18 protein-coding genes are annotated in these 25841 nt (G+C 65.5%); 5 read left to right on the top strand and 13 right to left on the bottom strand.

Features of this window, described 5'->3' with window-relative positions; genetic code table 11:
- The first annotated feature begins 508 nt into the window (after nt 1-508).
- The gene (locus RZV17_RS19420) at nt 509-2239 is read left to right on the top strand and encodes a PQQ-binding-like beta-propeller repeat protein (RefSeq protein WP_349777542.1); all 1731 of its coding nucleotides are present in this window, start codon (nt 509-511) and stop codon (nt 2237-2239) included.
- Nucleotides 2240-2626: 387 nt separating this feature from the next.
- Here the strand turns inward: RZV17_RS19420 and RZV17_RS19425 are convergent, their stop codons facing one another.
- The 5 genes from RZV17_RS19425 to RZV17_RS19445 form a co-directional block, all read right to left on the bottom strand.
- The gene (locus tag RZV17_RS19425) at nt 2627-2854 is read right to left on the bottom strand and encodes a hypothetical protein (protein WP_039412260.1); all 228 of its coding nucleotides are present in this window, start codon (nt 2852-2854) and stop codon (nt 2627-2629) included.
- Nucleotides 2835-3284 carry a 3-dehydroquinate dehydratase gene (locus RZV17_RS19430; RefSeq protein WP_355605842.1) on the bottom strand — a complete coding sequence of 150 codons (450 nt, stop codon included), beginning with the start codon at nt 3282-3284 and terminating at the stop codon, nt 2835-2837. Before RZV17_RS19430 ends, RZV17_RS19425 begins: the two co-directional genes overlap by 20 nt.
- A gap of 10 nt (nt 3285-3294) precedes the next feature.
- Nucleotides 3295-3723, bottom strand: a complete 429-nt coding sequence (locus RZV17_RS19435) for a hypothetical protein (RefSeq protein WP_039412264.1) — start codon at nt 3721-3723, stop codon at nt 3295-3297.
- 290 nt (nt 3724-4013) lie between these two features.
- Nucleotides 4014-7868 (bottom strand): translocation/assembly module TamB domain-containing protein, encoded by a 3855-nt coding sequence (locus RZV17_RS19440; RefSeq protein WP_355605845.1) that lies wholly within the window; start codon nt 7866-7868, stop codon nt 4014-4016.
- Nucleotides 7865-9646 (bottom strand): autotransporter assembly complex family protein, encoded by a 1782-nt coding sequence (locus RZV17_RS19445; protein WP_104581505.1) that lies wholly within the window; start codon nt 9644-9646, stop codon nt 7865-7867. Before RZV17_RS19445 ends, RZV17_RS19440 begins: the two co-directional genes overlap by 4 nt.
- A gap of 236 nt (nt 9647-9882) precedes the next feature.
- Here RZV17_RS19445 and RZV17_RS19450 point away from each other — a divergent pair, with 236 nt between their 5' ends.
- Entirely contained in the window at nt 9883-12582 is a 2700-nt protein-coding gene (locus RZV17_RS19450; protein WP_184375723.1) for a TonB-dependent siderophore receptor, read from the top strand.
- A 248-nt stretch (nt 12583-12830) separates the two neighbouring features.
- On the opposite strand, the gene RZV17_RS19455 is transcribed toward RZV17_RS19450, so the two are convergent.
- From RZV17_RS19455 to glyQ, 3 genes are all read right to left on the bottom strand, one after another.
- Nucleotides 12831-14411, bottom strand: a complete 1581-nt coding sequence (locus RZV17_RS19455) for a sulfotransferase (RefSeq protein WP_355605848.1) — start codon at nt 14409-14411, stop codon at nt 12831-12833.
- Nucleotides 14411-16606 carry a glycine--tRNA ligase subunit beta gene (glyS, locus tag RZV17_RS19460; protein ID WP_355605850.1) on the bottom strand — a complete coding sequence of 732 codons (2196 nt, stop codon included), beginning with the start codon at nt 16604-16606 and terminating at the stop codon, nt 14411-14413. The genes RZV17_RS19455 and glyS overlap by 1 nt, the downstream gene beginning before the upstream one ends.
- Nucleotides 16607-16894: 288 nt before the next feature.
- Nucleotides 16895-17803, bottom strand: a complete 909-nt coding sequence (gene glyQ, locus RZV17_RS19465; protein WP_039412270.1) for a glycine--tRNA ligase subunit alpha — start codon at nt 17801-17803, stop codon at nt 16895-16897.
- A gap of 89 nt (nt 17804-17892) precedes the next feature.
- Here glyQ and RZV17_RS19470 point away from each other — a divergent pair, with 89 nt between their 5' ends.
- The 3 genes from RZV17_RS19470 (at nt 17893) to RZV17_RS19480 (ending at nt 22365) form a co-directional block, all read left to right on the top strand.
- Nucleotides 17893-19707 carry a GspE/PulE family protein gene (locus RZV17_RS19470; protein WP_104581509.1) on the top strand — a complete coding sequence of 605 codons (1815 nt, stop codon included), beginning with the start codon at nt 17893-17895 and terminating at the stop codon, nt 19705-19707.
- Nucleotides 19708-20653: 946 nt separating this feature from the next.
- Entirely contained in the window at nt 20654-21406 is a 753-nt protein-coding gene (locus tag RZV17_RS19475) for a glutamine amidotransferase (protein WP_104581837.1), read from the top strand.
- 59 nt (nt 21407-21465) lie between these two features.
- Nucleotides 21466-22365 carry a BPSS1780 family membrane protein gene (locus tag RZV17_RS19480; protein ID WP_355605853.1) on the top strand — a complete coding sequence of 300 codons (900 nt, stop codon included), beginning with the start codon at nt 21466-21468 and terminating at the stop codon, nt 22363-22365.
- 496 nt (nt 22366-22861) lie between these two features.
- On the opposite strand, the gene RZV17_RS19485 is transcribed toward RZV17_RS19480, so the two are convergent.
- From RZV17_RS19485 to RZV17_RS19505, 5 genes are all read right to left on the bottom strand, one after another.
- The gene (locus tag RZV17_RS19485; RefSeq protein WP_355605856.1) at nt 22862-23128 is read right to left on the bottom strand and encodes a hypothetical protein; all 267 of its coding nucleotides are present in this window, start codon (nt 23126-23128) and stop codon (nt 22862-22864) included.
- Between the two features lie 5 nt (nt 23129-23133).
- On the bottom strand, nt 23134-23871 hold the full coding sequence (gene tatC / locus RZV17_RS19490) for a twin-arginine translocase subunit TatC (RefSeq protein WP_228335251.1): 738 nt from the start codon (nt 23869-23871) through the stop codon (nt 23134-23136).
- Nucleotides 23868-24518: a Sec-independent protein translocase protein TatB gene (gene tatB / locus RZV17_RS19495; protein WP_355605859.1), complete on the bottom strand. Its 651-nt coding sequence runs from the start codon at nt 24516-24518 to the stop codon at nt 23868-23870. Before tatB ends, tatC begins: the two co-directional genes overlap by 4 nt.
- 15 nt (nt 24519-24533) lie before the next feature.
- Nucleotides 24534-24761: a Sec-independent protein translocase subunit TatA gene (gene tatA, locus RZV17_RS19500; protein ID WP_003484969.1), complete on the bottom strand. Its 228-nt coding sequence runs from the start codon at nt 24759-24761 to the stop codon at nt 24534-24536.
- Nucleotides 24762-24833: 72 nt separating this feature from the next.
- Entirely contained in the window at nt 24834-25733 is a 900-nt protein-coding gene (locus tag RZV17_RS19505) for a YSC84-related protein (RefSeq protein ID WP_047694171.1), read from the bottom strand.
- Between the last annotated feature and the right edge of the window lie 108 nt (nt 25734-25841).

Below are 25841 nucleotides of genomic sequence, written 5' to 3' on the forward strand. Positions count from 1 at the left end.
TCGGCGGACGCCGACGGCGAGGGCTCCAAGGCACGCGTGACAACTGCGCGCAGGCAGTGCCATATCGTCAGAGAGGAGTGGGCATCAGAACGCGCAACGCGTGCAGTACTGCGTGGCAATGCCACCACCACCGCCACCGCCACCAGAGATCGCCTCGCAGCGCGCAGCGATCGCGGCTTTACCGCCGGGTCGATCCACCGCACAAGGTGGCGCAACATTTCCTGGTTACTTTTTGCAAACCGCTGATTTGCATGGACATCCGGCGCTTTCTGGCTGAATCATTTTTTCTATCGTACTCAAGCAAAATAGTGATGAATCATCACCATTTGTGCGGTTAACGCACGCATTGAACGCAAATTTTGCGAGCTGGTACGACCAGATTCAAGCAGACCCGACCACTCTCTGAATGCAGCCGCCGAGCCGTGTTGCACGGTCGCCGCAATCGGCGATCTTCATCCAGCAGATCCGGGGGGATCCAGCGCTTCCTTCCATCAATGGACACGCCGTGATGACAAATCCCAATCGCCGTTTGCGCTTACGCAGTTTGACGCTCATCCCTTGCCTGCTCGCCAGCGCAGTGGCTTTCGCCCAATCTGGCGCCACAACCGCGCAGGCACCCGTGTCGTCGCTGGATACGCAGGCGTTCGCGCGCTCCGGCGAGGTCTGGCGCAGCTTCGGCAATGCGCTGCCCTTCGCCAGTCCCACCAGTTGGCCGATTGCCGGCGGTGGTTATCTGAACCAGCGCTTCGCGCCAGGCGAGTGGAAGATCAATCGCAGCACCGTACCCTCGCTCAAGCCGGCGTGGACCCTGACCACCACCGGCGACATCTCGGCAACGCCCAGCATCGAGGGCGGCACGCTGTATGTCCCCGACTGGGGCGGCACGCTGTACAGCGTCGATACCCAGACCGGCAAGCCGAACTGGCAGGCCAAGCTGTCCGACTACACCGGCAAGAGCACGTCGCTGTCGCGGACCACCCCGGCCATTACCCCCAAGAGCATCATCCTGGGCGACATGGCTGGCGGCACCGTGCTGGCCCTGGACAAGAAGACCGGCAAGTTGCTGTGGAAGAGCGAGGTGGAAACCAATCCGCAGGCCCAGATCACCTCGTCCCCTGTGGTCTACGGAAACCGCGTGTACCTGGGCGTGTCGTCCAGGGACTACGAAAGTCTTGATCCGACCCATCGGTTCTCGTTCCGCGGCAGCGTCGTGGCACTGGACCTCGCTACCGGCAAGAAGGTGTGGCAGTTCTACAACGCCCCCGAGGGCTATACCGGTGCGTCGACATGGGGCCAGGTTGCCGTCGATCCCATCGCACGCCGCATCTACTTCGGCACCGGCAACAACTACAACATTCCCGCAAGCGTCGGGAACTGCGTGTCCAACGCACGTTCCTACCGCGGCAGCGAACTGACGGTGCAGGATGAACTCGACTGCATGGCGCCGGACAACTATGTCGACTCGGTGGTCTCGCTGAATCTGGACACCGGCAAGCTGGTCTGGGCCAACCGGAACCAGGGGTATGACGCCTGGAACCTGTCCTGCATCCTCGCTCCCACCAATGGCCTGTGCCCGAATACCCAGGCGACCAATCTGACCGGGCCCGACTACGATTTCGGTGGCGCAGGCATCAACCTGTTTTCCGTCCAGCGCGAGGGCAAGCTGCAGCAATTGGTCGGCGCCGGCCAGAAGAGCGGCATCTACTGGGCCTTCGACGCCAAGACCGGCGCCAAGGTGTGGTCCACGCAGGTCGGCCCCGGTGGCACCACCGGCGGCATCGAGTGGGGCGCGGCGTTCGACCCCTACAAATCGCGCGTGTATGTGGGGATCAACAACAATTTGAATACCCCCTACACGCTGGCGCCGGGCAATACCGTCAGCCATAACGGCGGCTCGTGGGCAGCGTTGGATGCGGCCACCGGCCGGATCCTGTGGCAGGTCAAGACGCCGGGCATCAACCCCGTCAACCCGGCCGTGCCGGCAGGTGCCCAGGGACCGATCAGCGTCTCACCCAACCTGCTGTTTGCCGGCTCGATGGCAGGCAACATGGTGGCCCTGGACAGCGACACCGGTGCCACGCTGTGGAACTACAAGGCTACCGGCTCGGTGATGAGCGCACCATCGATCGTGGACGGTGCGCTGTACTGGGGCTCCGGCTATGCGCGCAACAACTTCGGCGTCGCAGCCACGGCCAACCAGTTGATCAAGTTCGTGCCGGACGCCCCCGCAGGCAAGTAGGGGTCAACGTGGATGCTCTGCGCGACCTGACGCGCAGCATGGCATGACAACGGCGCCACCTTCGGGTGGCGTCGTTGTGTCTGCAGTTGTCGTGATCCTCGCGCTCGATGCGCAGGAGCATGCTGCATGTCTTGCTACTCGGGCATGGCCATAGCGAGGTACATTCGAGCTCCCATCCGGTGCAGTTGGCCGCAGCGCAGCGGCACTATCTTTGAATCGCCGCTGCTGTGTGGGCGCTCTTTCCTCCAGGCGATGCGATGCGCCCTGCATACTGATCGGCCAAGGCAGCGCCACGCGGCTTTGATCCGCATCCAACGCAGGTCACGTGTGGGTGCCTGCCAAAGCATCGGCGCAGCGTCCGGCCGCGCTGTGGTAGCGGCAGGGCCGCTACAGCCGGGTCACCTGGCATAGCCGGATCTGCCCCGCCTCCAACCCATGCGCCTCGGCCGCCCGGCGGCGCAGCGCGCACACCAATCCCGCTGCATCCAGCTCGCCGTCGGCAGGCACGTCCACGCTGTGCGTCAATTGACCCCACACCACCGGCCGGCCATCGCAATAGCCTTCGTAGTCGGCAAAATAATGCAGCTGGCGCGGCTCAGGTCCCGACATGGACATCGCCCTGGATCTCCGTGCAGCCCAGATGCTCCAGCGCGATTTCCAGCCCGAGCAGATAACTCTGCGCGCAGTAGCCGCGCACGGTTGCAATGCAGGGCGCAAACCCCGGTGGCAGGCACCGCTCCGGCCGGTCCGCGCTGTCATCGTGGGTCTCCACGAACGGATACGGCAATGCACCCAGCACACGGTGCAGACGCGCACTGTCCACGCAACTGCCCGGATCGATCAACGCGATCTCCATCCGCGCCTGCCCCGCCGCGCGCAAGGCATCCAGCAATTCCTGCTCCGACCCACAGGCCCGCAGTGCCACGGTCTTGCGCGCATCGCCGGCGCATTGCACCAGCTGGCGAATGACGGCCCGCGGCAACGGCTGCGGCCCACGCACCAGCGGCAGCGATGCCTCCGGCCCACGCACGATCATGATCGACATGGCGCGCTCCTCAGGCAGCCACGCGCAACGGCGCGTGTAACGACGGCAGGCAACGCGCGGCAATGCCGAGCGACATCGCATACGCGCGCGGCGCGTCGTGCGGCGTGATCACCACCGCCAGCGGCGCATGCTGCGCATGCAGCCACGGCTCCAGCTCCTGATCGGCATCGGTATGCAGCTCGATATACGGCGTGGGCAACGCATCCACGGCAGCGCGCAAGGCCCGCGCGCAACTGCGCTCGGACAAGGGCAGATCGCCCGAATCCAGCAACACCAGCTCCACCTCGGCATCGCCACCGGCCGCATGCAACTCGGCGATCAAACTATCCACATCGGCACACGCCAGCGTGCGCAACGCGCGGCCAGCACACTCAGGCAATTGCATCGGCACCGATGGCGCCGGAATCGCCTGAGGACCTCGCAAAATCAGGATGCACATCGTATTTGGCTCAACGCACCACAGTGCGGGAGTAGCAAGGTAGGACCGATGGGCATAAAGGGGCCATTCGCGCGCTGGTGCGCCGGCATAAAAAGTGCGTAATGCCTGCGCGATGCCGGTGTGCCGCGCCCGACAATGCGGCTGAAGAGGTTGTAGATAAAACTGCAGCGCTCAACCTGGCGATGCCTCACGCATGGCCGAACATCCCTTGATATCTGCATGTGTCAGGTCTCGACCTGACACATGCGGCGCCACGCACACCATGTGATGCACTGTTGTGCGATTGACTGTTACTTCTCCCGCCGCCAGTTCACCGAGCCCTTGGTCTCCACGGTGCTCGATTCGGCCTCGATATCGAAGCCGCGGCTGAGCAGGTATTTGAGCGTCAGCACTGAGCCGCTACCGACCATCGACACGCCATAGCCGACGTAGAGTTTCGGCGAGAGATATTTGCCGAAGCCCACGACCGAGCCGGCGGTGCTGGATTCGCTCACCCCTGCTTCGTCCAGGCCGAGCTTGGCGCCGATCTGCGAGGCGATCAGGCTGCTACCAGCCGACAGGGCAGCCGAGGCAGCGCTGACCTGCTGGGTTTCGTCGCTGCTGGCGGTGGACAGGCCGCGGCCGAGCACCAGGTACGACAACGCTTCGGATTGCGACATGGCCGGCTCGGACCACACGTCGGCACGCGGCGATTCGGCGCGTCCGCTGACGTCGATGCCGGCGGTGACGTCGCCGATCTTGCGTTCGGCGCGCAGGCTCACGCGCGGGTCGGAGACGATGTTGTTGTTCCAGGTCAGCTGGCCGCGGCTGATGGTCAGGTCCTGGCCATAGGCCTTGTAGCGACCACGCACATCCAGCCCGCCGTTGGCGGTCATTTCGCGGCCCGGGCGCGCGCGGATCTGCATCTGCCCGCTCAGCCCGCCCTTCAGGCCGAAGCCGCTCATGTTGACCTTGTCGCCAAGCACGATGGCCAGGTCCATATCCAGCGGCGAGGCGGGCGTTTCTTCCGGGTCCACCGGGTCCAGCACCACCACGTCTTCGGACACCGAGGTGCCACGATCCAGCCGCTCCAGGTCGATATCGGCTTCGGGCACGGTGACCTTGCCGCGCAGCTGCATGGTGTTGTCGGTGATGCCGAACTGCATGTCCGGATTGGCAATGATGCGCAACTCGCTGGTGTTGTAGGCCAGCACGTTTTCGCCGCGGATATTGAGCAGCAGCGGCGTGCTGGTGCCGAACCACGACAGCCCGCCATCGATGTTGAGCGTGCCCTCGCCGGACTTGGCCGATGCGGTGATCTTGGCCGAGCCATCCGGCAGCGCGTCGAAGCGCCCCTTGCCTTCGCTCAGGGTCAGGCCCATCGAGGGGTACTCGGCGGTGAAATCGCTCAGCGTGGCGTCGCCGCCCAGCAGCGGTTTGTCGCGGGTGCCGCGCAGGCTCACGTGGCCTTCGACCAGGCCCTTGGGCCGCACCACGTCAGCCACGACCAGCTCCAGCCAGTACAGCCGCGACATGTTGAGATACAGCTCGCCGTTAAGCGGTGCGTACGCATCCCAGCCGGTGTTGAACTTGGCATCCACAAAGCCCGCGCCCTGGAAACCGATACCGAGCTTGGCCTGGATCTGCTGCTGGGTGAAATCAGCCTGCACGCTGAACTGGTCGTAGCGCAGCAACTCGCCGCGATTGGGATTTCCGGCCACCGCGGCGTAGCGGGTTTCACCGAGGCGAATGCCGCCTTCCGGCGAGGCAATACGCAGGCTGCCTTCCCAGGCGTTGCCGCGCGGCTTGAAACTGCCGTCCAGCGACAGCTCGCCACGCAGATAGATCTGGCGGCCTTCCTGCTTGGGCAACCACGGTTGCACCAGCGCCAGCGGCAATGCATCGCCATGCACCACCATGCCCTCACGTGGCCAGTTGGCGCTGGCGCACAGCGCGCCGCCGGTGGCCGCGCCCAGGCAGGTATCGGACAAGGTAAATGCGGCGCCATCGGTGCTGAACTGCGCCGGCTGGCGCAGCGCCCAGGCATCGCCCTTGGCTGGGGCGATCCGCAGCGTGGCGACCTGGCCCTGCCAGCGCTCGCCATTGCGGCGCATATCGCCCTGCAAGGCGACGCTGGCCATGCTGTTGGCAATGTCGGCATCCAGGCGCAAGGCTTCCACCGCACCGCGCGCCTGCACGCGCACGCTGTCCAGCACCACGCCCGCCTCGATGGCAGCGCCCTGCAAGGCCAGCTGCCCGTCGCTGCCGCGCCACGGCAGGCGGCCGCGCAGGCTGATGCTCTGCGCGCTATAGCTGCCCCAGCGCAAGCCATTGCCGGCGATGTCGGCGCTGATGTCCGGCGCATCGCGCTTGCCGCTGACCTGCAGCTGCCCGCGCACCACACCGGTGGCACCCGGCAGCACATCGTCCAGCTGCAAGGGCTGCAGCTGCGCGGCGATGTCGAGCTGGTCGCCCACCTTGCCCTTGGCGTTGATGCGGCTATTGCCCAGCGCCAGTTGCAACTCACCCTCGCCTTGTTCGCCACGCAGTGCGAACTTGCCATTGGCCGACAGCGCGCGTTGACGCAGCTGGCCGGTCAGGCTGGGTATCTCTGCAGTGGCCTCGAAGCCCGGCGAGACACCGCCGGCCGGTGCCGGCAGCTGGCGGCCCTTGGAGGCGACTTTGCCAGAGAGATTGCCGTTCCAGCCCGGCGCGAAATAGCCCGGATCGAACTTGGCCAGCTGCGCGGTGACGTCCCACTGCAGCTCCGGCGTCCAGCCCACCTCGCCGGTAAGATCCAGCGAACCGCCCGGCGTTTTCGCCTGCACCTGCTTGAGCTGCGCGCGTTGATCGTTGCCGCGGCTATCGAACACCAGCGCGGCCTGCTGGCCGTCGCGTTGCAGCGTGGCGCGGCCGATCGCCGCCCATGCCTTCAAGGTGCCGGCAATGCCCAGGCGCGCCTCTTGCAACTCCACCGGCACCAGCGGTGCATCCGGGGTGGCCGGGTCCGGCGTCGGGGTGAAGCGCAGGCCGCTGGCGTTGACGGCAAAGCGGAAACTCGGATTCTGGGTATCGCGGAAATCGGCGGTGCCGCGCAGCTGGGTGCGACCTTCGAAGGTGTCGATCACCAGCGGTTCGACGGTCAGTACCTGATCGGCCAGGCTGATATGCGACGGCTGCAGGGTGGCGCTCAACTCGCCCTGTTTGATGCTGCCCTGCAGGTCGGCGTTGCCGCCCTTGCCGGAGGCGGCCAGGTTCACTGCGATTGGCGTGGCCGGCGCGCTGGGCGCGCCATCGGCAGCTGGAATCAACAGCGAGGTGTCCAGCGCCTCGGTGACCGCCTTGAACGCCCAGGTCGGGTCGTCGCGGCCGGTGAACACCAGGCTGGCCTGCAGCGGTGCCGGCGCGCGGCCGGCGATGGCCACTTCCATCTTGTCCAGATCGCCGCGTGCGACCAGCCCCAGGCTGGCCGGCGTACGCCCGCGCGCGGCCGGCAGCACTGCGGTGGCGGTGAGATCGGCGTGGTAATCGTCGTTGGGAAGGTAGTCGCCATGCAGGCGGAAGTCGCCCATGTCGGTGTCGACCACCAGATCGCGCGTGCGCAGTTCGCCGGTGGCCACTTCCAGGCCGCCCTGCACGGTGTGCAGCACGATCATCGGCTGCTGCAGCTGGGTGATGCGCAGGTTCTGCACATCGATCTTGTCGGCCTGGATCGCCAGCGGCACGTTGATCTGCGGCAGCGACTCCGGCCAGCTGGGCAAGGTGAACGGTTCGTCGCTCTTGCCGAGGTTCAAGGTGGCATTGCTCACCTGCACGGCGTCCAGTTGCAGCTTGCGCCCCAGCAGCGGCCGCAGATCCGGCTCCAGGTACACGCGCTCGGCGGTGAAGTGGATGTCCTGATACTTGAAATCGACGTTGCGCAAGGTCAACGGGCCCGCTACCGGGCCTTCGACGGTGCCGTAGGTAAAGCTGGCGCCCACCGGCAGGCGCGCCACCACCTGGGCCAGCAACACATCGCGCCCGGCCACGGTCTGCAGCAACCAATAGATCGCGATCAAGGCCAGCAGCACCAGCCCGAGCACGGTCAGGCCGGAGCCCACCCAGAAGCGGCGCCGGCGGTAGAAGCGCGCGCGGCGCGGCGCGGAGGGCGGCGTGGGTGTACTCACAGGTTGGCACCGATATCGATATACAGCTGGAACTGCGAGTCGGGGTCGTTCAGGCCGTGCGCGATATCCACGCGCACCGGCCCCACCGGCGAGCGCCAGCGCAGGCCGAAGCCGATACCGGTATGCCAGTCGGGCGTGTTGTCGAACGCGCTGCCGCTGTCGACGAACACCGCCCCGCCCCACGGCCCGCCCTTGAGGTAATGCTCGTACTCGGCACTGGCGGTGACCGCATTCTTGGCACCCAGTGCGAATTCGTCCGGCTTGGGCGTGCGCGGGCCGACTTCGCGGAATGCATAGCCGCGGATGCTGTTGGCGCCACCGGCGAAGAAGCGCAGGCTCGGCGGCATGGCGACCAGGTCGCTGGTCCAGGTGGTGCCGCCTTCGCCGCGCAGGATCACCCGCCCGTTGTCGCCGGCGCCCAGGAACCAGCGCAGCTGCCCATACAGCTGGCCGAAGTTGGTGTCCGAGCCCGCCCCCTCGGCGCCGCCACGGATGAACATCTGCGCCGACACGCCACTGCGCGGAAACAGGCGGTCGTCGACATTGACGTAGTTGGCCTGCAACTGCGGATAGATCAGGGTGGAGGTTTCGTACACCGCCCCTTCGAAGTCGTTGCCGCTGCTGAAGCGCCAGCGCTCGCGCAAGGCGTTGATGGACGCGATCGCGCTCCAGCGCTCGTTGATCTGGCCACTGCGGCTGCCGGTGAGCTTGACATTGCGCAGGTCGATGTACTCGGTCTGCTCGTCATACAACCGCGCCGAGGCGGTGTACCAGCCGTCGAGCCAGCGGAACGCGGGGACCCGGTAGCTGGTGGTCAGGCTCTTGCGGTTCTGCGCGTAGTCCAGCTGCGTATCCATCTTGTGGCCGCGCGAATTGACATAGCGCCGCTCCACGCCGCCGCGCACACCGGCACCGCTCTCGCTGCCGTAGCTCAGGCCCGAGGTGTAGACGGTGCGCTTGGCACGGGTGAGCTTGACGTCCACCGGCACGCGGCCATCGGCGTCGGCCTCCTCGGGCTTGGGCTGGATGTCGATGCTGCTGAAGTAATCCAGCTTGGTCAGCGACTCGCGCAGCCGGTCCAGCTTGCCCTCGTGGTAGTAGCTGCCCTCGTCCCAGTACACCAGCGGGTCGAATAGCCCGTCGCGGAAGTAGTCGTAGTCGAAGCGCACCTTGCCCATGTCGTAGCGGCGACCGCTGTCCCAGTTCAGATCGATGTCGGCGGCGTGTTCGGCACGCGTCACCGCCACCCGGCGCTGGGTGAAATCGGCATCGAAATAGCCGCGCTCGGCCAGACGACGGGTGATGCGCACCTTGCTGGCCTCGTACTGCGGGTGACTGAAGACCTGGCCTTCGCGCGGCTCGAACTGCTTGAGGTCTTGCCCCAAGTAGCGGTCCTGCTCGGCCCAGCCGGTGATGGAGATATGCGAGGTGCGCACCCGCACCGGCTCGCCGCGGTCCACCGTGATCACCACCGTGACCCGGTCGCCGTTGCGCGGCGCCGCCAGCTCGATGGTCGGCGAGTAATAGCCGAACGGCTCCAGCGCCTCGCGCGTCTGTCGCTCGGCCTGGGCCAGCAGATATTCCAAGCGCGACTCGCCCTGCTCCTTGCCCACGGCCTCATATAGAGACAGGGAGACCTCGATGTTCTCGATCATCTCGGCGTCGTCGCCGTCGTCCAAGCCCTTGATTTCGATCTTGTCGATGGTTGCCCGAGCTACCGCTGGCAGCGGAACAAGCAGGGTACACAGCAGGGAGAGAGCAAACGCGACTTTAAGCATCGGCCAAGGATACCCAGCCTCGGTGTGAAGGGACAAAAAATCTGAGCAAACGCGACTATACGGCGCCCAATGGACTGGTTAGAGTCGGGGTGTTGTTAACGTTTCGTTGACACCCATCGCGTGCGGCGTCCCCCGATCACCGCGCGCCCGTTCTACACCTTTGGAGAGAGGTTTTCATGAAGCGTCATTTGCTGGTTACCGCCGTGTGCACTGCCCTGGCGATGCCGTCGCTTGCGATGGCACAGGATCAAGATGCAGTGACCGAATTGAACAAGGTCACGGTGACGGGATCGTTGATCCCCCGTTCCCAAGTCGAAACTGCAACGCCGGTCTTCTCGATCACCGCCCAGGACATCCAGCGTCGTGGCTTCAAGGACGTCTACGACGTGCTGCGCTCGCAACCGATGGCCACCGGTTCGGTGCAGGACGGCCAGTTCAGCAACGGCTTCACCGCTGGCGCCAAGTCGCTGAGCCTGCTCGGCCTGGATCCCGGCTTCACCCTGGTGCTGATCGATGGGCGGCCGATGGCCGACTACCCGTTGCTCTACAACGGCCAGAGCAACTTCGTCGATCTGGCCAGCGTGCCGGTGGGCATGGTCGAGCGCATCGACGTAGCGCCCGGTAACCAGTCCTCGATCTACGGCTCCAGCGCAATTGCCGGCGTGGTCAACATCATCCTGAAAAAGCGCATGGACGGCGTACAGATGAACTACCGCATGGGCACCTACGACGGCGGTGGCGGCAACAACCAGCGCTTCCAGCTCACCGGCGGCAACGAGATCGGCGGCGCCAACATCGTGTGGGGCCTGCAGCTCAACAACCAGGACCCGATTTACGGCTACCAGCGCCGCGATTTCGACTCCACCAACGACAATCCGGACCCGACCCTGCGTTACGGTTCACGCATCGCGCTGCACAGCCTCCCCGGCCCCCCGGCCAGCTATGTCGATCCAGGCGCAGACAACTGCGCTGCGTTGGGCCCGCTGTTCAATGGTTCGGTGCAGTACGACAACCGCGCCAACCGTGGCAACTTCTGCAGCAGCCGCGCAGTACCAGGCTATGCCAGCATCCTCAACAAGGAGCGCAGCGCCAGCGGCTATGCCAACCTGAGCTATGCGTTCAACGACAACGCCGAGCTGTACTCGACCCTGTTGCTCAACCGCACAAAGGTCGAGGTCAATAGCGGACCTCGCTTCTGGCAGAGCTCAGTCGACACCGGCGGCTTGTTCTACAACCAGGACAGCCAGCAACTGGAGGGGTATCAGCGCACCTTCGCGCCAGAAGAAACCGGCAACAACGATTTCAACAACAACCGCCAGACTGCCGATTCCTACAACATCGCGCTCGGCCTGAAAGGCGGCCTGGGTGCCAGCAACTGGACCTACGATGCGTATTACGCGCGCTCGGAATATCGTATTGATAGCCGCCAGCAGTGGCCGCTGGCGGACCGCATCGAAGATTTCTTCCGCGAACAGTTCCTTGGCGCACAGCAAGGCGAGTACTACGGCTACCCGATCTACTCGCCCAACGATGCCAACTTCTATCGCGCATTGACGCCGGCGCAGTACCGCAGCTTCAACGATGAAATCCGCACCAAGTCCAGGACCTGGACCCAGAACGTCAACCTGCAGCTGACCAACACCGAATTGTTCAACCTGCCGGCCGGTGCGGTCGGCATTGCCGGCGTGTTGCAGGCAGGGAATCAATACTGGACCAACCCAACCGATCAACGTGTCATTGCCGGCGATTTCTACCAGCTGACCGGCACCCAGGGCAGCGGCAAGCGCGAGAACTGGGCGGCGGCCTTCGAAATGCGCGTGCCGATCCTGAGCACGTTGACCGCCAATCTGTCCGGCCGCTACGACGACTACAAGAACCAGGGCGGCGGCGGCGATTCCAAGTTCACCTACAAGGCCGCGCTGGAATTCCGCCCAATCGATTCGCTGCTGTTCCGCGGCAACTACGCCACTGCCTTCAAGGCACCGGACATGGCGTTCTCGTTCGCTGGCGACAGCGGCTTCTTCCAGAGCGTCAATGATTATTACCGTTGCGCGGTCGAAGAACCCGGCGTGCCGATCTCCGACTGCACCTATGCCGGCAGCAGCATCCAGGGCCGTCGGTCCGGCAATGCGGATCTGAAGTCGATCACCGCAAAGTCCTGGGGTGCCGGTGTGGTGTGGTCGCCGAGCGCACGCTTCAGCGTCAATGCCGATTACTACAACATCAAGATCGACGACAAGGTCAGCGACCTGAGCACCGATGCATTACTGCAAAACGAATCGGCCTGCCGGCTCGGCGCGCTGGACATCAACTCGCCAACCTGCGTGGACGCGCTGTCGCGTATCGACCGCACGGCCACCGATGCGCCGGTTCCCAATCGCCTGAGCAACATCCGTATCAATCCGGTCAACATCTCCAACGAGGAAATCTCCGGCGTACTGACCAAGGCGACCTACAACCTGGCCACCGAATCCTGGGGCCTGTTTGTGTTCGACGCGCAGTACAACCTGACGCTCAAGCACGAAAGCCAGCAATTCCCGCAAGACCCGGTACGCGATCTGCTGAGCGAACCGTTCTTCTCTTCCGAGTTCCGCAGCATCACCAATGCCTCGATCACCTGGCAGAAGAATGCATGGACCACCACCTTGTTCGGCCAGCGCTACGGCCGTACCCCTAACTTCACCGCACAGCAGAGCACCGATGGCTATGCGGTGGAGGGCGCACGCAAGGTCGGCGCCTGGACCACGGTCAACGCAACACTGGACTATGCGATCAACGACGACATCTCGCTGACAGCCACCGTCAACAATCTCGCCGACACCCGTCCGCCACGTGATCGTACCTACACCGATTACCCGTACTACAACATCTTCAACTACACCGGGTTCGGCCGTTCCTACATGCTGGAATTGAACTGGCGCTTCGGCGCGCAGTGAGTCGTTGCATTGCGTACCGCCAGCGGCAGCCATGACGGCTGCCGCTGGCGTTTTGGGGTCGCGAGGTGGGTCCCGGCCCCGTTGCTTGGATGCCTGCAGCAGCTGCGTTCGAGACCTTGTGCGGGTGGCGCCGCCAGATTGCCTGCTGCATACCGAAGCATCGCGCGCCGGGCGCGCAAGCAAGTTAAGGCGCGTGGATCTTCAGGTGCAGCACTTCATCCGCTGTATTCGGCCAGGCTGAAGCAGGCCTATGTCGCGATCAGGCCTGCCTGCAACAACGCCTGCCGCAACGGCTCCAGCTGCGTGGCATAGCGCCGCCACTCTTCCACGTTGCGCCCGTGAACGCCTTCGCGCACCTGCACGCTGCTGAGCGTTGCCGATGCGGCGGCATTGCGGGTGATGTCGATTTGCCCAGGCTCGATGTCCAATCCGCACTGCGTCATCAACTGCTCCAGCACCCTGGATGGATCACGCACCATCTGCGCGTACTCCACATCGATCACCCGGCCCGGCAATGCCGCGCGCCATTGCGCCATCAACCCGTGATACGCCTGGTAGTGACGCGCCAGCGTGTGCAGGTCGTAGCTGTAGGCGTACGAATCACCGAACAGCGCGCGGTAATTGGAGAAGCACACCGCCATCGGCTCGCGCACCAGATGCACGATCAACGCGCCCGGCAACGCACGCGCGATTGCGCCGATCGCCACTGCATTGGCCGGCAATTTATCGATGTACCAGCGCGCCGCTCCGGCACGCCACTGCGTCTGTTCCAGATACCGTGTGCCGATCTGGACGTAGTCCAGGATGGGAAGCGCATCCAGCAGGCGCGCATCCAGCAGGCTGCGGCCTGCCTGGTCGGCGCCCCAACGCAGCTGATGGCCGAAGTCGTTCAATTCGCCGGCCGAGACGATCTGCGAATGGTTGCCCAGCATCCGCTCCAGCACCGTGGTGCCCGAGCGTGGCAGGCCCAACACAAAGATCGGCTGTGGGCCGTGTACGTTGGCAGATTCCTGCGCCGCGAAGACACCTTGTTCGGCCAACGCACCCAACTGCGCGTATAGCGTTGCTTCGGCGTCGGCATCGTGGCGCAAGCGCGCATGCATCACTGCGTTGCCGTGGGCCAGCGCGTCCCAGGCGGCATCGTTCTGGCCGAGATCTTCCAGCTCCTTGTACAGCGCAAACGCCAACCCGGCGCGGTCTTCGCCATCGGGTTTGGCTAACTGCAGCTGCTGACGCAATTGATCGACATGGTGGCTGCTGACGGTTTGGCGGCGCAGGCGCGCACGTGTCAGCGCAGCGCGCCCGTAACCAGGCTTCAGTGCCAAGGCGTGATCCAGCGCCTGCGCTGCATCGTCGAGGCGATTATTGAATTGCAGTTGCACCGCAAGAAAGAATCGGAAGTCAGGGCCATCAAAACCACACCCCTGCGCGCGCTGCATCATCGCCAATGCGTCGACGTGTTCGCCCAAGGATTGGTGTACGTGCGCGAGCAAGGCCAAGGTCGCACCGTCACGACACTGCGTCACAGATGGATGCCGCAGCAGCGCGTGCAGTTCGCGGTGCTCGCCCACGCGCAACAAGGCCTGCGCCACACGGCAACGCATCGTCACATCGTCGCCGACATCGCCTGCGGCCAACCGGAGTTGCGTGACCGCCTCGCGCATCCTGCCATTGGCCAACACGGTGCCGGCCAGCAGCACGCGTGCCGCCACATGTGTTGGCTCAACCGCCAGCAGCGCCTGCAAGGCAGACGCCGCCACACCCAGGTCGCGCCGTGCCAACGCGGCCTGGGCAGTCTGCCAGTGCGCCGCGCCGGCGGAGCTGGACATCAGCTGGACAGATGCTCGATGGCGGCCACGCTGCCGAGACGGTCGCCGAGCTTCTTGAGCAGGGCCAGGCGGTTGGCGCGCAGTTGCGGGTCTTCGGCATTGACCATCACGCCGTCGAAGAAGGCATCGACCTGCGGGCGCAGGCGGGCCAGGCGGGCGAGCACGGCGACGTAGTCGTGGCGATGCAGCGCATCGCCGGTGTCGCCGATGGCCGCTTCCACCGCTTCGGCCAGGGCTTCTTCGGCCGGTTCGCGTAGCAGGCTGGTGTCGATGTCGCCGGGAATCTCGCCCTCGACCTTGCGCAGGATGTTGCGGATGCGCTTGTTGGCGGCGGCCAGGGCTTCGGCTTCGGGCAAGGTGGCGAAGATGCCGATGGCGTCGATGCGGCGGTCGAAGTCGTAGAGGGAGCCGTGGGTCGCGCCCAGGTGCGCTCCTACGCCCAGCGGTGTAGGAGCGCCCTCGGGCGCGACCGAGAACAAGGCAGCGACGGCATTGAAATGCGTTGCTGGCACGCCTTTGTCCGCGTAGTAGCCGCGTAGGCGGTCGAGGATGAAGTCAAAGATTTCCCCCGCAAGCTGCGCGTGCTGTGTCGAGTCGATTTCAGCAATCGTTGCTTCGTTCGACAGCGTCGCTTTCTTGATCAGGCGATCCCATGGCAACAATTTGGAAGCAGTCACCAAAGTCGCCTTCAAATCCAAATCAAACCCACTCTCAATCACCGTCCGCGCCAACCCCAACGCATTACGCCGCAGCGCAAACGGATCCTTGTTACCGGTCGGCTTCAGACCCGCCGCAAACCCACCGGCCAAGGTATCCAGACGCTCGGCGATCGCCAGCACCTTGCCCAACGGCGACAGTGCGATGTCGTCGCCGGCAAAACGCGGCTGGTAGGCCTCGTCGATAGCCAGCGAAATCTCGCTGGGCTCAGCAGCGGCCTTGGCGTAATGGCGGCCGGCAATGCCCTGCAATTCCGGGAATTCATTGACCATGCGCGACTGCAGATCGTTCTTGGCCAGTTGCGCGGCACGCCGCGCCTGCACCGGATCGGCGCCCACCTGCGGGGCGATGATTTCGGCCAGCGCCGCCACGCGTGCGACCTTGTCGGCCACGCTGCCGAGCTTGGCCTGATACGTGACAGTGGCCAGGCCTGCGCCCATCGCTTCCAGGCCCTGCTTGAGGTCCTCGTCGAAGAAGAACTTGGCATCGGCAAAGCGCGGGCGGATCACGCGCTCGTAGCCCTTGGCCACTTCGGCCACATCCCTGGATTCGATATTGGCGATGCCGATGAACTGCTCGGTCAACTTGCCGCCGTCATCCAGCACCGGGAAAAACTTCTGGTTGATCTCCATGGTCTCGATCAGCGCTTCCTGCGGCACCGCCAGGAAATCGCGCTCGAAACTGCACAGCACCGCCGACGGCCATTCGACCAGGTTGACCACCTGCTCCAGGTTGTCGTCGCTGATGCGCGCACTGCCACCGGCCTTCCTGGCGGCCGCTTCCACCTCTTCAACGATGCGGGAGCGGCGCGCATCGGCGTCCACCAACACATGCGCGGCACGCAGCGCGTCGATGTACTCGCCCGGCGCGGCCAACGACACCGCGCCTTCATGCATGAAGCGGTGGCCGCGCGTGATGCGATCGCCGCGCACGCCCAGCAATTCGGCCGGAATCACCTCATTACCGAACAACAGCACCAGCCACTGCACCGGCCGCGCAAAGGCGTAGTCGTGCGCCCCCCAGCGCATCGGCTTGGGGATCGGCATGGCAGCGATGGCTTCGCGCAGGATGTCGGGCAACAGGTCGGCAGTGCGCGCGCCCGGCGTCACCGCGCGATGCACGAAGCGCTCGCCCTTGGCATCGCTGGTGCGCTCCAGCGCGGTCCAGTCGATGCCGGCCTTTGCGGCGAAGCCGGCCAGCGCCTTGGTCGGCTTGCCTTCGGTATCCAGCGCGATAGTGAGATACGGCCCAAGCACTTCGGAGCGCTGCTCAGGCTGCTCGGTGGCAACCCCCGGCAGCAGCACCGCCAGCCGGCGCGGCGTGGACAACGGCTTGGCATCGCCACGGGTGATGGCAACGCCGCGTTTTTCCAGCCCGGCCAGCACACCGTCGAAGAAAGCCTGCGCCAGGCCCGGCAGCGCCTTGACCGGCAGCTCTTCGGTGCCCAGTTCGATCAGCAGGGGAAGTTGTTCGCTCATGTGACATGGACCTTTGCGTATTCCCTTCTCCCGTCGGGAGAAGGTGCCCCGAAGGGGCGGATGAGGGTACGGGCGAAGCTCTGTGGAGTTTGGGTGCGTGAGGGCTGCGCCCCGTACCCTCACCCCAACCCTTCTCCCGCAGGAGAGGGGCTTATTGCTTCCTTCTCCCCTTGGGAGAAGGTGCCCCGAAGGGGCGGATGAGGGTACGGGCGAAGCTCTGTGGAGTTTGGGTGCATGAGGGCTGCGCCCCGTACCCTCACCCCTCTCCCGGTGGGAGAGGGGCTCTCGTTACTTCTTCACCCCGGGGAACCCCAGCTTCTCGCGCTGCGCGTAATACGCCTGCGCCACGCCTTGCGCCAGCGCGCGCACGCGCAGGATGTAGCGCTGGCGCTCGGTGACGCTGATCGCGCGGCGTGCATCCAGCAGGTTGAAGGCGTGGCTGGCCTTGGTCACCTGCTCATACGCCGGCAACGGCAGGCCGACCTCGACCAGGTGCCTGGCCTCGGCTTCGCAGGCATCGAAACGGTGAAACAGCTCGGCCACATTGGCGTGCTCGAAGTTGTAGGTGCTCTGCTCCACCTCGTTCTGGTGGTACACATCGCCATACGTCACCGCGGCGCCATCCGGGCCGTAGGTCCACACCAGGTCGTAGACGTTGTCGCAGCTCTGCAGGTACATGCACAACCGTTCCAGCCCGTAGGTGATCTCGCCCAGCACCGGCTTGCACTCCAGGCCGCCAGCCTGCTGGAAGTAGGTGAACTGGGTCACCTCCATGCCGTTGAGCCAGACTTCCCAGCCCAGGCCCCAGGCACCGAGCGTGGGCGATTCCCAGTTGTCTTCGACAAAGCGCAGGTCATGCACCAGCGGGTCGATGCCCAGCGCCTTGAGCGAGCCCAGGTACAGGTCCTGGATGTTGTCCGGGTTGGGCTTCATCGCCACCTGGTACTGGTAATAGCGCTGCAGGCGGTTGGGATTCTCGCCGTAGCGGCCATCGGTGGGACGGCGCGAAGGCTGCACATACGCCGCATTCCACGGCTCCGGTCCCAGCGCGCGCAGGAAGGTGGCCGGGTGGAACGTGCCCGCGCCCACTTCCAGGTCCAACGGCTGGATCAGCACGCAGCCCTGGTCGGCCCAGTACTGGTTGAGGGTCTGGATCAGGCCCTGGAACGTGATTGGAACGCGGGGGGAATCGGACATGCAGCAAGGGCCGTGCGAAAGGGGTGCGCTAGTATACCGGCCCACCCGCAGCGCTTCGCCGCGGGCGATTGCGGCAGGGGACAACCAGCATGGAACAGCGGCGCACCGCCGATCCGGATAACGCAGTGGCATTGCTGCCGCGCGGCCGGCTGATGTTCGACTCGGTGGCCGCCGCGTTGCTGGCCGATGGCATGGTGGTGGCGCACGAGCACGAGCGCGTGCAGTTCTCCGCGGCCGGCGCGCGCAACGCCAGCGACGTGCATCCGCTGGTGCTGCTGGCCAACCTCAAGCTGCACGCCGCGCAGCCACCGGCCGGTGAACTCGGCCTGGAACGGCTCACCGAGTGGCTGGCGACCCGCACCGGCCTGCGTTACCTGCGTATCGATCCCACCCGCATCGATGTGGCCGCCGTCACCGGCGTGGTCTCGCACGCGTATGCGCGCCGCCACCGCATCCTGCCGCTGGCGCTGGATGCCGAGCGCGTGCTGATCGCCACCAGCGAGCCGCTGGCGCTGGAATGGCTGGCCGACGTGCAGCACTTGAGCCGACGCCGCATCGAGCTGGCGCTGATCAACCCGCTGGACCTGCATCGCTACACGATGGAGTTCTTCGGCGTGACCCAGTCGGTGCGCGGCGCGCGCGGCGATGCGCGCAGCACCGAGTCCAATGCGGGCCTGCCCAGCTTCGAGCAGCTGGTGGAACTGGGCCGCGCCGGCGACGTCAATGCCGACGATCACCACATCGTGCATATCGTCGACTGGCTGCTGCAATACGCCTACGAGCAGCGGGCCAGCGACATCCACCTGGAACCGCGCCGCGAGGCCGGGCGCATGCGCTTCCGCATCGACGGCGTGCTGCACAAGGTGCTGGAAGTGCCGCCCTCGGTGATGACCGCCGTGGTTAGCCGCATCAAGGTGCTCGGCCGTATGGACCTGGCCGAACGCCGCCGCCCGCAGGACGGCCGCATCAAGACCCGCTCGCCGGGCGGGCGCGAGGTGGAAATGCGTTTGTCCACGATGCCCACCGCCTTCGGCGAGAAATGCGTGATGCGCATCTTCGACCCGGATTCGGCGTTCAAGAGCATCGAGCAGCTCGGCTTCAGCCCCGAGGAGGCCGCCGGCTGGAGCGCGCTGGTAGAGCGCCCGCATGGCATCGTGCTGGTCACCGGCCCCACCGGCTCGGGCAAGACCACCACGCTGTATTCCACGCTCAAGCGCCTGGCCACGCCGGACGTGAACGTGTGCAGCGTGGAAGACCCGATCGAAATGATCGCGCCGGAATTCAACCAGATGCAGGTGCAGCAGAACATCGACCTGGATTTCGCCAGTGGCGTGCGCACGCTGCTGCGGCAGGACCCGGACATCATCATGATCGGCGAAATCCGCGACCTGGAAACCGCGCAGATGGCGGTGCAGGCTTCGCTCACCGGGCATCTGGTGCTGTCCACGCTGCACACCAACGATGCCGCCTCGGCGATCACCCGCCTGCTGGACCTGGGAGTACCGCACTACCTGGTGGCCTCCACGCTCAACGGCGTGCTCGCGCAGCGGCTGGTGCGCACCCTGTGCGTGCACTGCAAGCGCCCGCACACGCTCAGCGACGCCGACTGGGCAGCCATCCGCGAGCCCGGCGAAGCGCTGCCGGAACCACTCAACGTGCACGCACCGGTCGGCTGCCTGGAATGCCGCCGCACCGGCTACCTGGGCCGGGTGGGCCTGTACGAACTGTTGCCGGTCACTCCCCGCCTGCGCACCCTGATCCGCCCGGACACCGAATTGGCCAGCTTCAGCCACGCCGCCCGCGGCGAAGGCCTGCGTACGCTGCGGCGCACCGGGCTGGAAAAGGTCGCCGCCGGGCTGACCACGGTGGAAGAAGTGCTGTCGGTATTGCCGCCGCGGGAGTAGCGAAGCCACTTTGGCCGAGGGAGCGGCGAGGCCCCCCCACCAGACAGTTGGGCAGCGGTTTTATAAAAGCTGGGCATGGTGCGAAGACGGTGCGGCTTCGCGTTTGGGTGCTGCAAGCTGGCCGCGCCCAGTGATGTAGCCAGCGCACGTCGCCTGTCGCCTGCACTGACACACCGAGCATCTCCATCGGTCCTTGCCCGCTCACCTTCGCGGAACCTTGAGCGGCATGGATGCCGCGCCAGAGCTACAGGGACGTACTTGCAGCGTGTCCTGCGATGGTGGGCGGGCAAGGGCCCTGCAGCAAACGCAAAGTCGTCGAGTGCGCGGTGCCCTCACCGCTCGCGGGACACGCCGTGAATCCGTCCCTGGAGGCTCGTTGGCGGCATCCATGCCGCCAACGGTCCCGCAATCGGTGAGGACACCGCACCAGCAAGTTGGCTGGTGGCTTACCAGAAGAAACAAAACACCGCACCAGAGCGTTGGTCGTTGCGCTGTTGAAAGCTCTGCGAACGACCAACTTGACTGGTCCTTGCCCGCCCACCGTCGCGGGACCCTTGGCGGCATGGATGCCGCCACGGAGCTACATGGACGTACTTGCAGCGTGTCCCGCGAGGGTGCGCGGGCAAGGGCCCTGCAGCAAAGGCGCAGCGTGGAGGGCGCGGCTTCGCGTCGAAAGTCGGTCAATCCAGCCATGCCTCTCCCGTTCAAGCAGGCCACGGCATCCTCAGGCCGCGACGCGACGAACGCGCCGACAATCCAGTCGCGCCGCTCGCTGCCGATATCCAGGGCATGCCACCGCCGTGGCGATCCCGTCGACCCCGCCTGGAGGGAATCAAGACATGTCATTCGGCAATGACGCGCAGGGCCCATCCGGGGGAGACGCTTGAAACAAAGCCGCCCCTGCCGCCTACAATCGGGCACATCTGTCGTGTCCGGATCTTCGCGCATGTCTGTTTTGCCGTTCCTGATCATCGAAACCGGGCAGCCCGTGCCGGAGATGAAGCGCTACGGCCGTTTTCCGCACTGGATTCGCGTGGCGGCGGGGCTGGCCGAGCATGAAACGGTGGCCATCGACGTCGCCAATGGCGATCCGCTGCCTGATCCGGCTGACTTTGCCGGCGTCATCGTCAGCGGCTCGGCCGCCTTCGTCACCGACCGCGCCGACTGGAGCGAACGCAGCGCAGGCTGGCTACGCACCGCGGCGCACCAGGGCATGCCGTTGCTGGGCATCTGCTACGGGCACCAGTTGCTGGCGCACGCCCTGGGCGGCGAGGTGGACTACAACCCGGCCGGGCGCGAGTCCGGCACGATCGCCCTGGAACTGCATCCGCCAGCCGGGCAGGACCCCTTGTTTGCAGGCCTACCGGCGCAGTTCCCGGCCCATGCCACCCACCTGCAGACGGTGGTGCGCGCCCCGGACGGCGCCATCGTGCTGGCGCACTCGCGCCAGGACCGCTGCCATGCGTTCCGCTGGGGCCGGGCCACCTGGGGCGTGCAGTTCCACCCGGAGTTCGCCACCCACCACATGCGCGGCTACGTCCAGGCCCGCGCGGACTGCATTGCCCGCCACGGCCGTTGCGCCCGCACCGTGGCCCGCGAGGTCACCGCCGCGCCGGTGGCCCGCAAGCTGCTGCGCCGGTTCGTGCACCACGCCCGCGGCCTGCAAACAGTGAACGCTCGTCCCGCCGCGCACACGTAAAAGCAGCGATAATCGCGTCACGCCGGATGGTCCGGCGCGCGTATCGATCCGGAATGGGAATGAGCGAAATTCGCAAGGTGCCGGCATCTGCCGGCGCAGAATGGCTGTTGACCGGTTTCTCGCTGTTGAAGCGGGCGCCGCTGGCGCTTGGCTCGCTGGGGGTGATCTGGAGTGTGGCCGCCTCGCTGGTGGTGTCGCTGTCGGTGCTGGTGCCGCTGCTGGGCCCGGCCCTGCAGTTCCTGCTGGTGCTGGCCGGCCCGCTGTTCATGGGCGGCCTGCTGTGGGCGATCCGCGAGGTGGACGAAGGCCGCGTCGCCAAACCGTCGCATCTGCTGCACGGCCTGCAGGACGGCCGCGCCCCCCATCTGTTGGTGTCGTTGCTGCCGCAGCTGATCGCCGGCCTGCTGCTGGGTGTGCTGTTGCTGGCGATGATCGGCGCCAGCGGGCTGCAGCAGTTGTCCGAAGTGATGGTGAAGATCAACCAGATCAGCCAGTCCGGCGCCCAGCCCGACCCGGTGCAGATCGAGCAACTGGCCGCCAGCCTGCCGGCCGGGCGCATCCTGCTGTGGCTGCTGCTGACCATCGCGACCTTCGCGGCGATGACGCTAGCGCTGTTCGTGATGCCGCCGCAGGTGATGTTCGACCGCAGCACCGGCGGCCACGCACTGCGCGAAAGCCTGCGTGCCAGCCTGCACAACCTGCCGGCGATGCTGGTGTTCTTCGTGCTGGCCTTCATCGCCATCTTCGCGATCTATTTCGCGGTGATGATCGTGGCGCTGATTGTCGGCCTGGTCGCCGGGCAGACCGTGGCGATGTGGCTGGCCCAGCTGCTGCTGATGGCGGTGCTGATGCCGGTGTTTGCCGGCTCGGTGTACGCGGCGTGGAAGCAGATGTTCACCCACGACGGCACTGTCGCCCAGCCGATCAAGCCCTCACGGCCGGATGTGTTTGCGGCTTGATCGTGGAGCCGTAGGAGCGCACCTGCGCGCGATCGCACCTTGCATGGAAAACCGATTGCGCTGCGTGGATGTTGCTATCTGCCTCGCCTTTTGCGACGCACATAAGAGGTGCGTACCAACAGCGTGAGAACGAAGCTTGGCAAGATCAAGAACACAAGACCAAAGATCCAACCGAACAAGTGCGCAACTGCCCTCGCTGCTCCATCATTTGGAGTGAAGGGATGCTCGTAGGACCACGCGACTGACAGATACGTCAGGCGCCAGCACAGCAACGTGCCAAGAGCGAGTGCAAGCATCTGAATCAGCAGACGGAACCTGCCCGCCGTACGCAATGAGCCTGAACAAATGCCGGGCGCGGTGCCGATAAGGACCCAAGGCAAGTCATAGGGATTCTCCATGTCCGCGACGATAAGTCCGGATCGTGGGGCGACAATGAAGTCAGCAACCCCCGGCCGCCTGAACTGAAGGCACCGCCACGTATTAGAGGCCTGAGCTGTTAGGTGTCAAGCCTGTTATTGGCAATCAAGCGCGCCAACACGTTATAACCAACCTCTGCCAGCTCCGCCTCAGGCATGGATGCCAAGTTGTTGAGGCAACCAGACGGATAGTCGTTGAAGGTAAATAGGCTCTCGGATGCCCATGTGCCAGGCCCGTGACCTTTACGGGCGTCATCGAGAATTACCCTCAGCGAGCCGTCGGGTAACTCGGCGAGACTGCATAGAACAGCCATATCCTTCACAGGAGCTTTCTGTGAGCTTTCCATGACATCTAGCTTTCCTTCGGCCCTACCGCACGCGATGCAATGATGCCCAGCTCGTAGAGCAGGCACATCGGGATGGCCAGCATCAGCTGCGACACCACGTCCGGTGGGGTGAGCACGGCGGCCAGGATGAAGATGCCGACGATGGCGTAGCCGCGGCCTTCGCTGAGCTGCTTGGGGCTGACCCAGCCCAGCAGCACCAGGATCACCAAGGCCACCGGCAGCTCGAAACTCGCGCCGAAGGCGAAGAAGATCGCCAGCACGAAATCCAGGTACGAATTGGCGTCCGGGGTAATGGCGATCACGTCCGGCTTGAACGTGGTCAGGAAGTGGAACACCGCCGGCAACACCAGGAAATACGCGAACGCGCAGCCGATGTAGAACAACGCCACCGCCGAGGCCAGTAGCGGAAATGCCAGCTTCTTTTCGCGCTGGTACAGCCCCGGCGCGACAAACGCCCAGGCCTGGTACAGCAGCCAGGGTACGCTGAAAAACACCGCCACAAAGAAGGTCAGCTTGAGCGGGGCGAAGAACGCACCGGCCGGGTTCATCGCGATCATGGTCTGCCCCAGCGGCAGCTGCGAGATCAGCGGCGCGGCCAGCCAGGAATAGATCGCCCGCGAGAACGGCAACAGCACCAGCAGCACCGCACCCAGGCCGATCAGGGCACGCACCAGGCGGGCGCGCAATTCGACCAGGTGTTCGATCAGACTGCTTTCGGCCTGTGCGTCGTCGAACAGGCTCACGGGTGCTTCTCCTGGATCCTGGCCGGGTCGGCCGGGGTTGGTGCGGTGGACACGTGCAGCGTGCCCGGCTCGACAGGCGGTGCGGCGACCGGGCCCTGCGCAGGCGCACTGGTGAGATGCGCTGCATGCGGTGCCGGTACCACGGGGTCATGCGGCGCCGGCACGACTGCCTGGTGGGGCGCCGGCGCAATGGGCTGTGCCTGTGCAATCACCGGCGCTGCCGCCGCCGGTGCGGCGATGGCAGCACCCGGGGCAGTCCCGGCAACCGGCTCCGCATTGGCGCCGGTCGACAGATCCGCATGCACCAGCTCCAGTGGCATGGCCACCGGCGTTGCGCTGCTGCGGATGTCGATATCGCGGCCCACGTCGTCGTGCAGTGCGCGTGCACCCTGCTCCACCTGCTGCTGCTTGTGACGCAGCTGGTCTTCGGCTTCGCGCAGCGAGGCCTGCACGTCCTGCAGACTGCGTTTGAGCTCCTCGGCTTCCAGCTCGCGTTCGAGTTCCTGCTTGACCGAATCCCACTGCGCGCGCGCGCGGCGCACCCACAGCCCGGCGAAGCGGGCCGCCTTGGGCAGGCGCTCGGGACCGAGCACCACCAGGGCGACGATCGCAATCAGCGTCAGTTCGCCAACACCTATGTCAAACACCGACGCTGCTCCGGATCAGCGCGCGTCGCGGTCGCGTTCGGCCTGCGCCTCACGCGCCTGCTCGGCAGTGCGGGAGTCGTCACCGAGCTTGCCGGCGGGCTTGTCGTCGTCGTGCATGCCTTTCTTGAATTCCTTGACCGCGCTGCCGAGGTCCTTGGCACCGCTGGTGAGCCGCTTGGTACCGAACACCAGCAACACGATCACCAGCACGATCAGCCAGTGCCAAATGCTGAAACCGCCCATGATCTGCTCGCTTGCTGAAAAGAAGGAAGGCGCAGGATACCCCAGCGCACCGTGCAGGGGGATGACAGCGCCTCAGCGGTTGCCGTCTAGTGATTCGGTGCGGATTTCACCATCGGACACCGGTTGGAACCCCTGCTGCGGCGGCGGGGTGGTGCTGGGCTGCATCGGTACCGTGCTGGCTTCGTTGGCAGGCGGCGGCGGTGCGGATTGGGCCGCCGGGGCCGCGCCCGGGGCACGCGGCGGCACCGGTGCGGTGTCGTCGTCGCCATCGCTGGTGCGGTTGGCGCGTGCGGTGTAGGTGACTTCCTCCAGACGGTCGCGGAAGGCGATCACGTCGGTGGACGGGCGCTCGTTGGTGCGGCCTTCGAAGATCATCCGCGGGGTGGCGCCCCCGCCATAGGCGTTGAGGTCGGCGGCATCGTCGATCTGCAGCACCGCGCCGTCCAGCGCCACGCCGGCAAACAGCCCGCGTGCGCGCGACCACGACCAGATCTCGGCCTTGAGCTGGCCGTCGGTGGCGGCAGCGGCGTTCCGGCCGACCGGACCTGCAGCCACGCCGGCATCCGCGCCGAGGGTGAACTTGCCGTTGACGATGTTGTCCAGGCTGCGGTCGTTGCGGAACACCAGCACCACGTCGGACGACTGCACGCCGGCCTGGAAGCCGATGCTGCCGCCGGTGAGCTTGACGAACACCGGCTGCGACCAGCTGCCGTCGGCGTTCTTCATCGACATCAAGCCGTGGCCGCGACGGCCGCCGATCACCAGCCCGGCCTTGAGCGTGTCGGGGATGACCACGATGGCGCGCGCCTCGTCGAGCAGTTTGTCCGGAATGGACTGCTCGGGAATCTTCATGATCTCGTTGAGCACCCGCACCGCATTACGTGCGCGCTGGTCTTCTTCCGGGCCGGCCACGGCATGGCCGGCGGCGAAGGTCAGCGACAACAACAGGGCCAGGCGCGACAAACGAGGCATGACAAGCTCCAGGGGACGATGCGTCAAAGATAGCAATGCCGCGACGTTAGTGGTGGCGCAATGAATCGGTGGTGAGCGCAACCGGCTGCAAGACGCGGCCGATCGCCG

It is taken from the genome of Xanthomonas cannabis (genome assembly GCF_040616535.1).
GTDB classification, from domain to species: Bacteria; Pseudomonadota; Gammaproteobacteria; order Xanthomonadales; family Xanthomonadaceae; genus Xanthomonas; species Xanthomonas cannabis.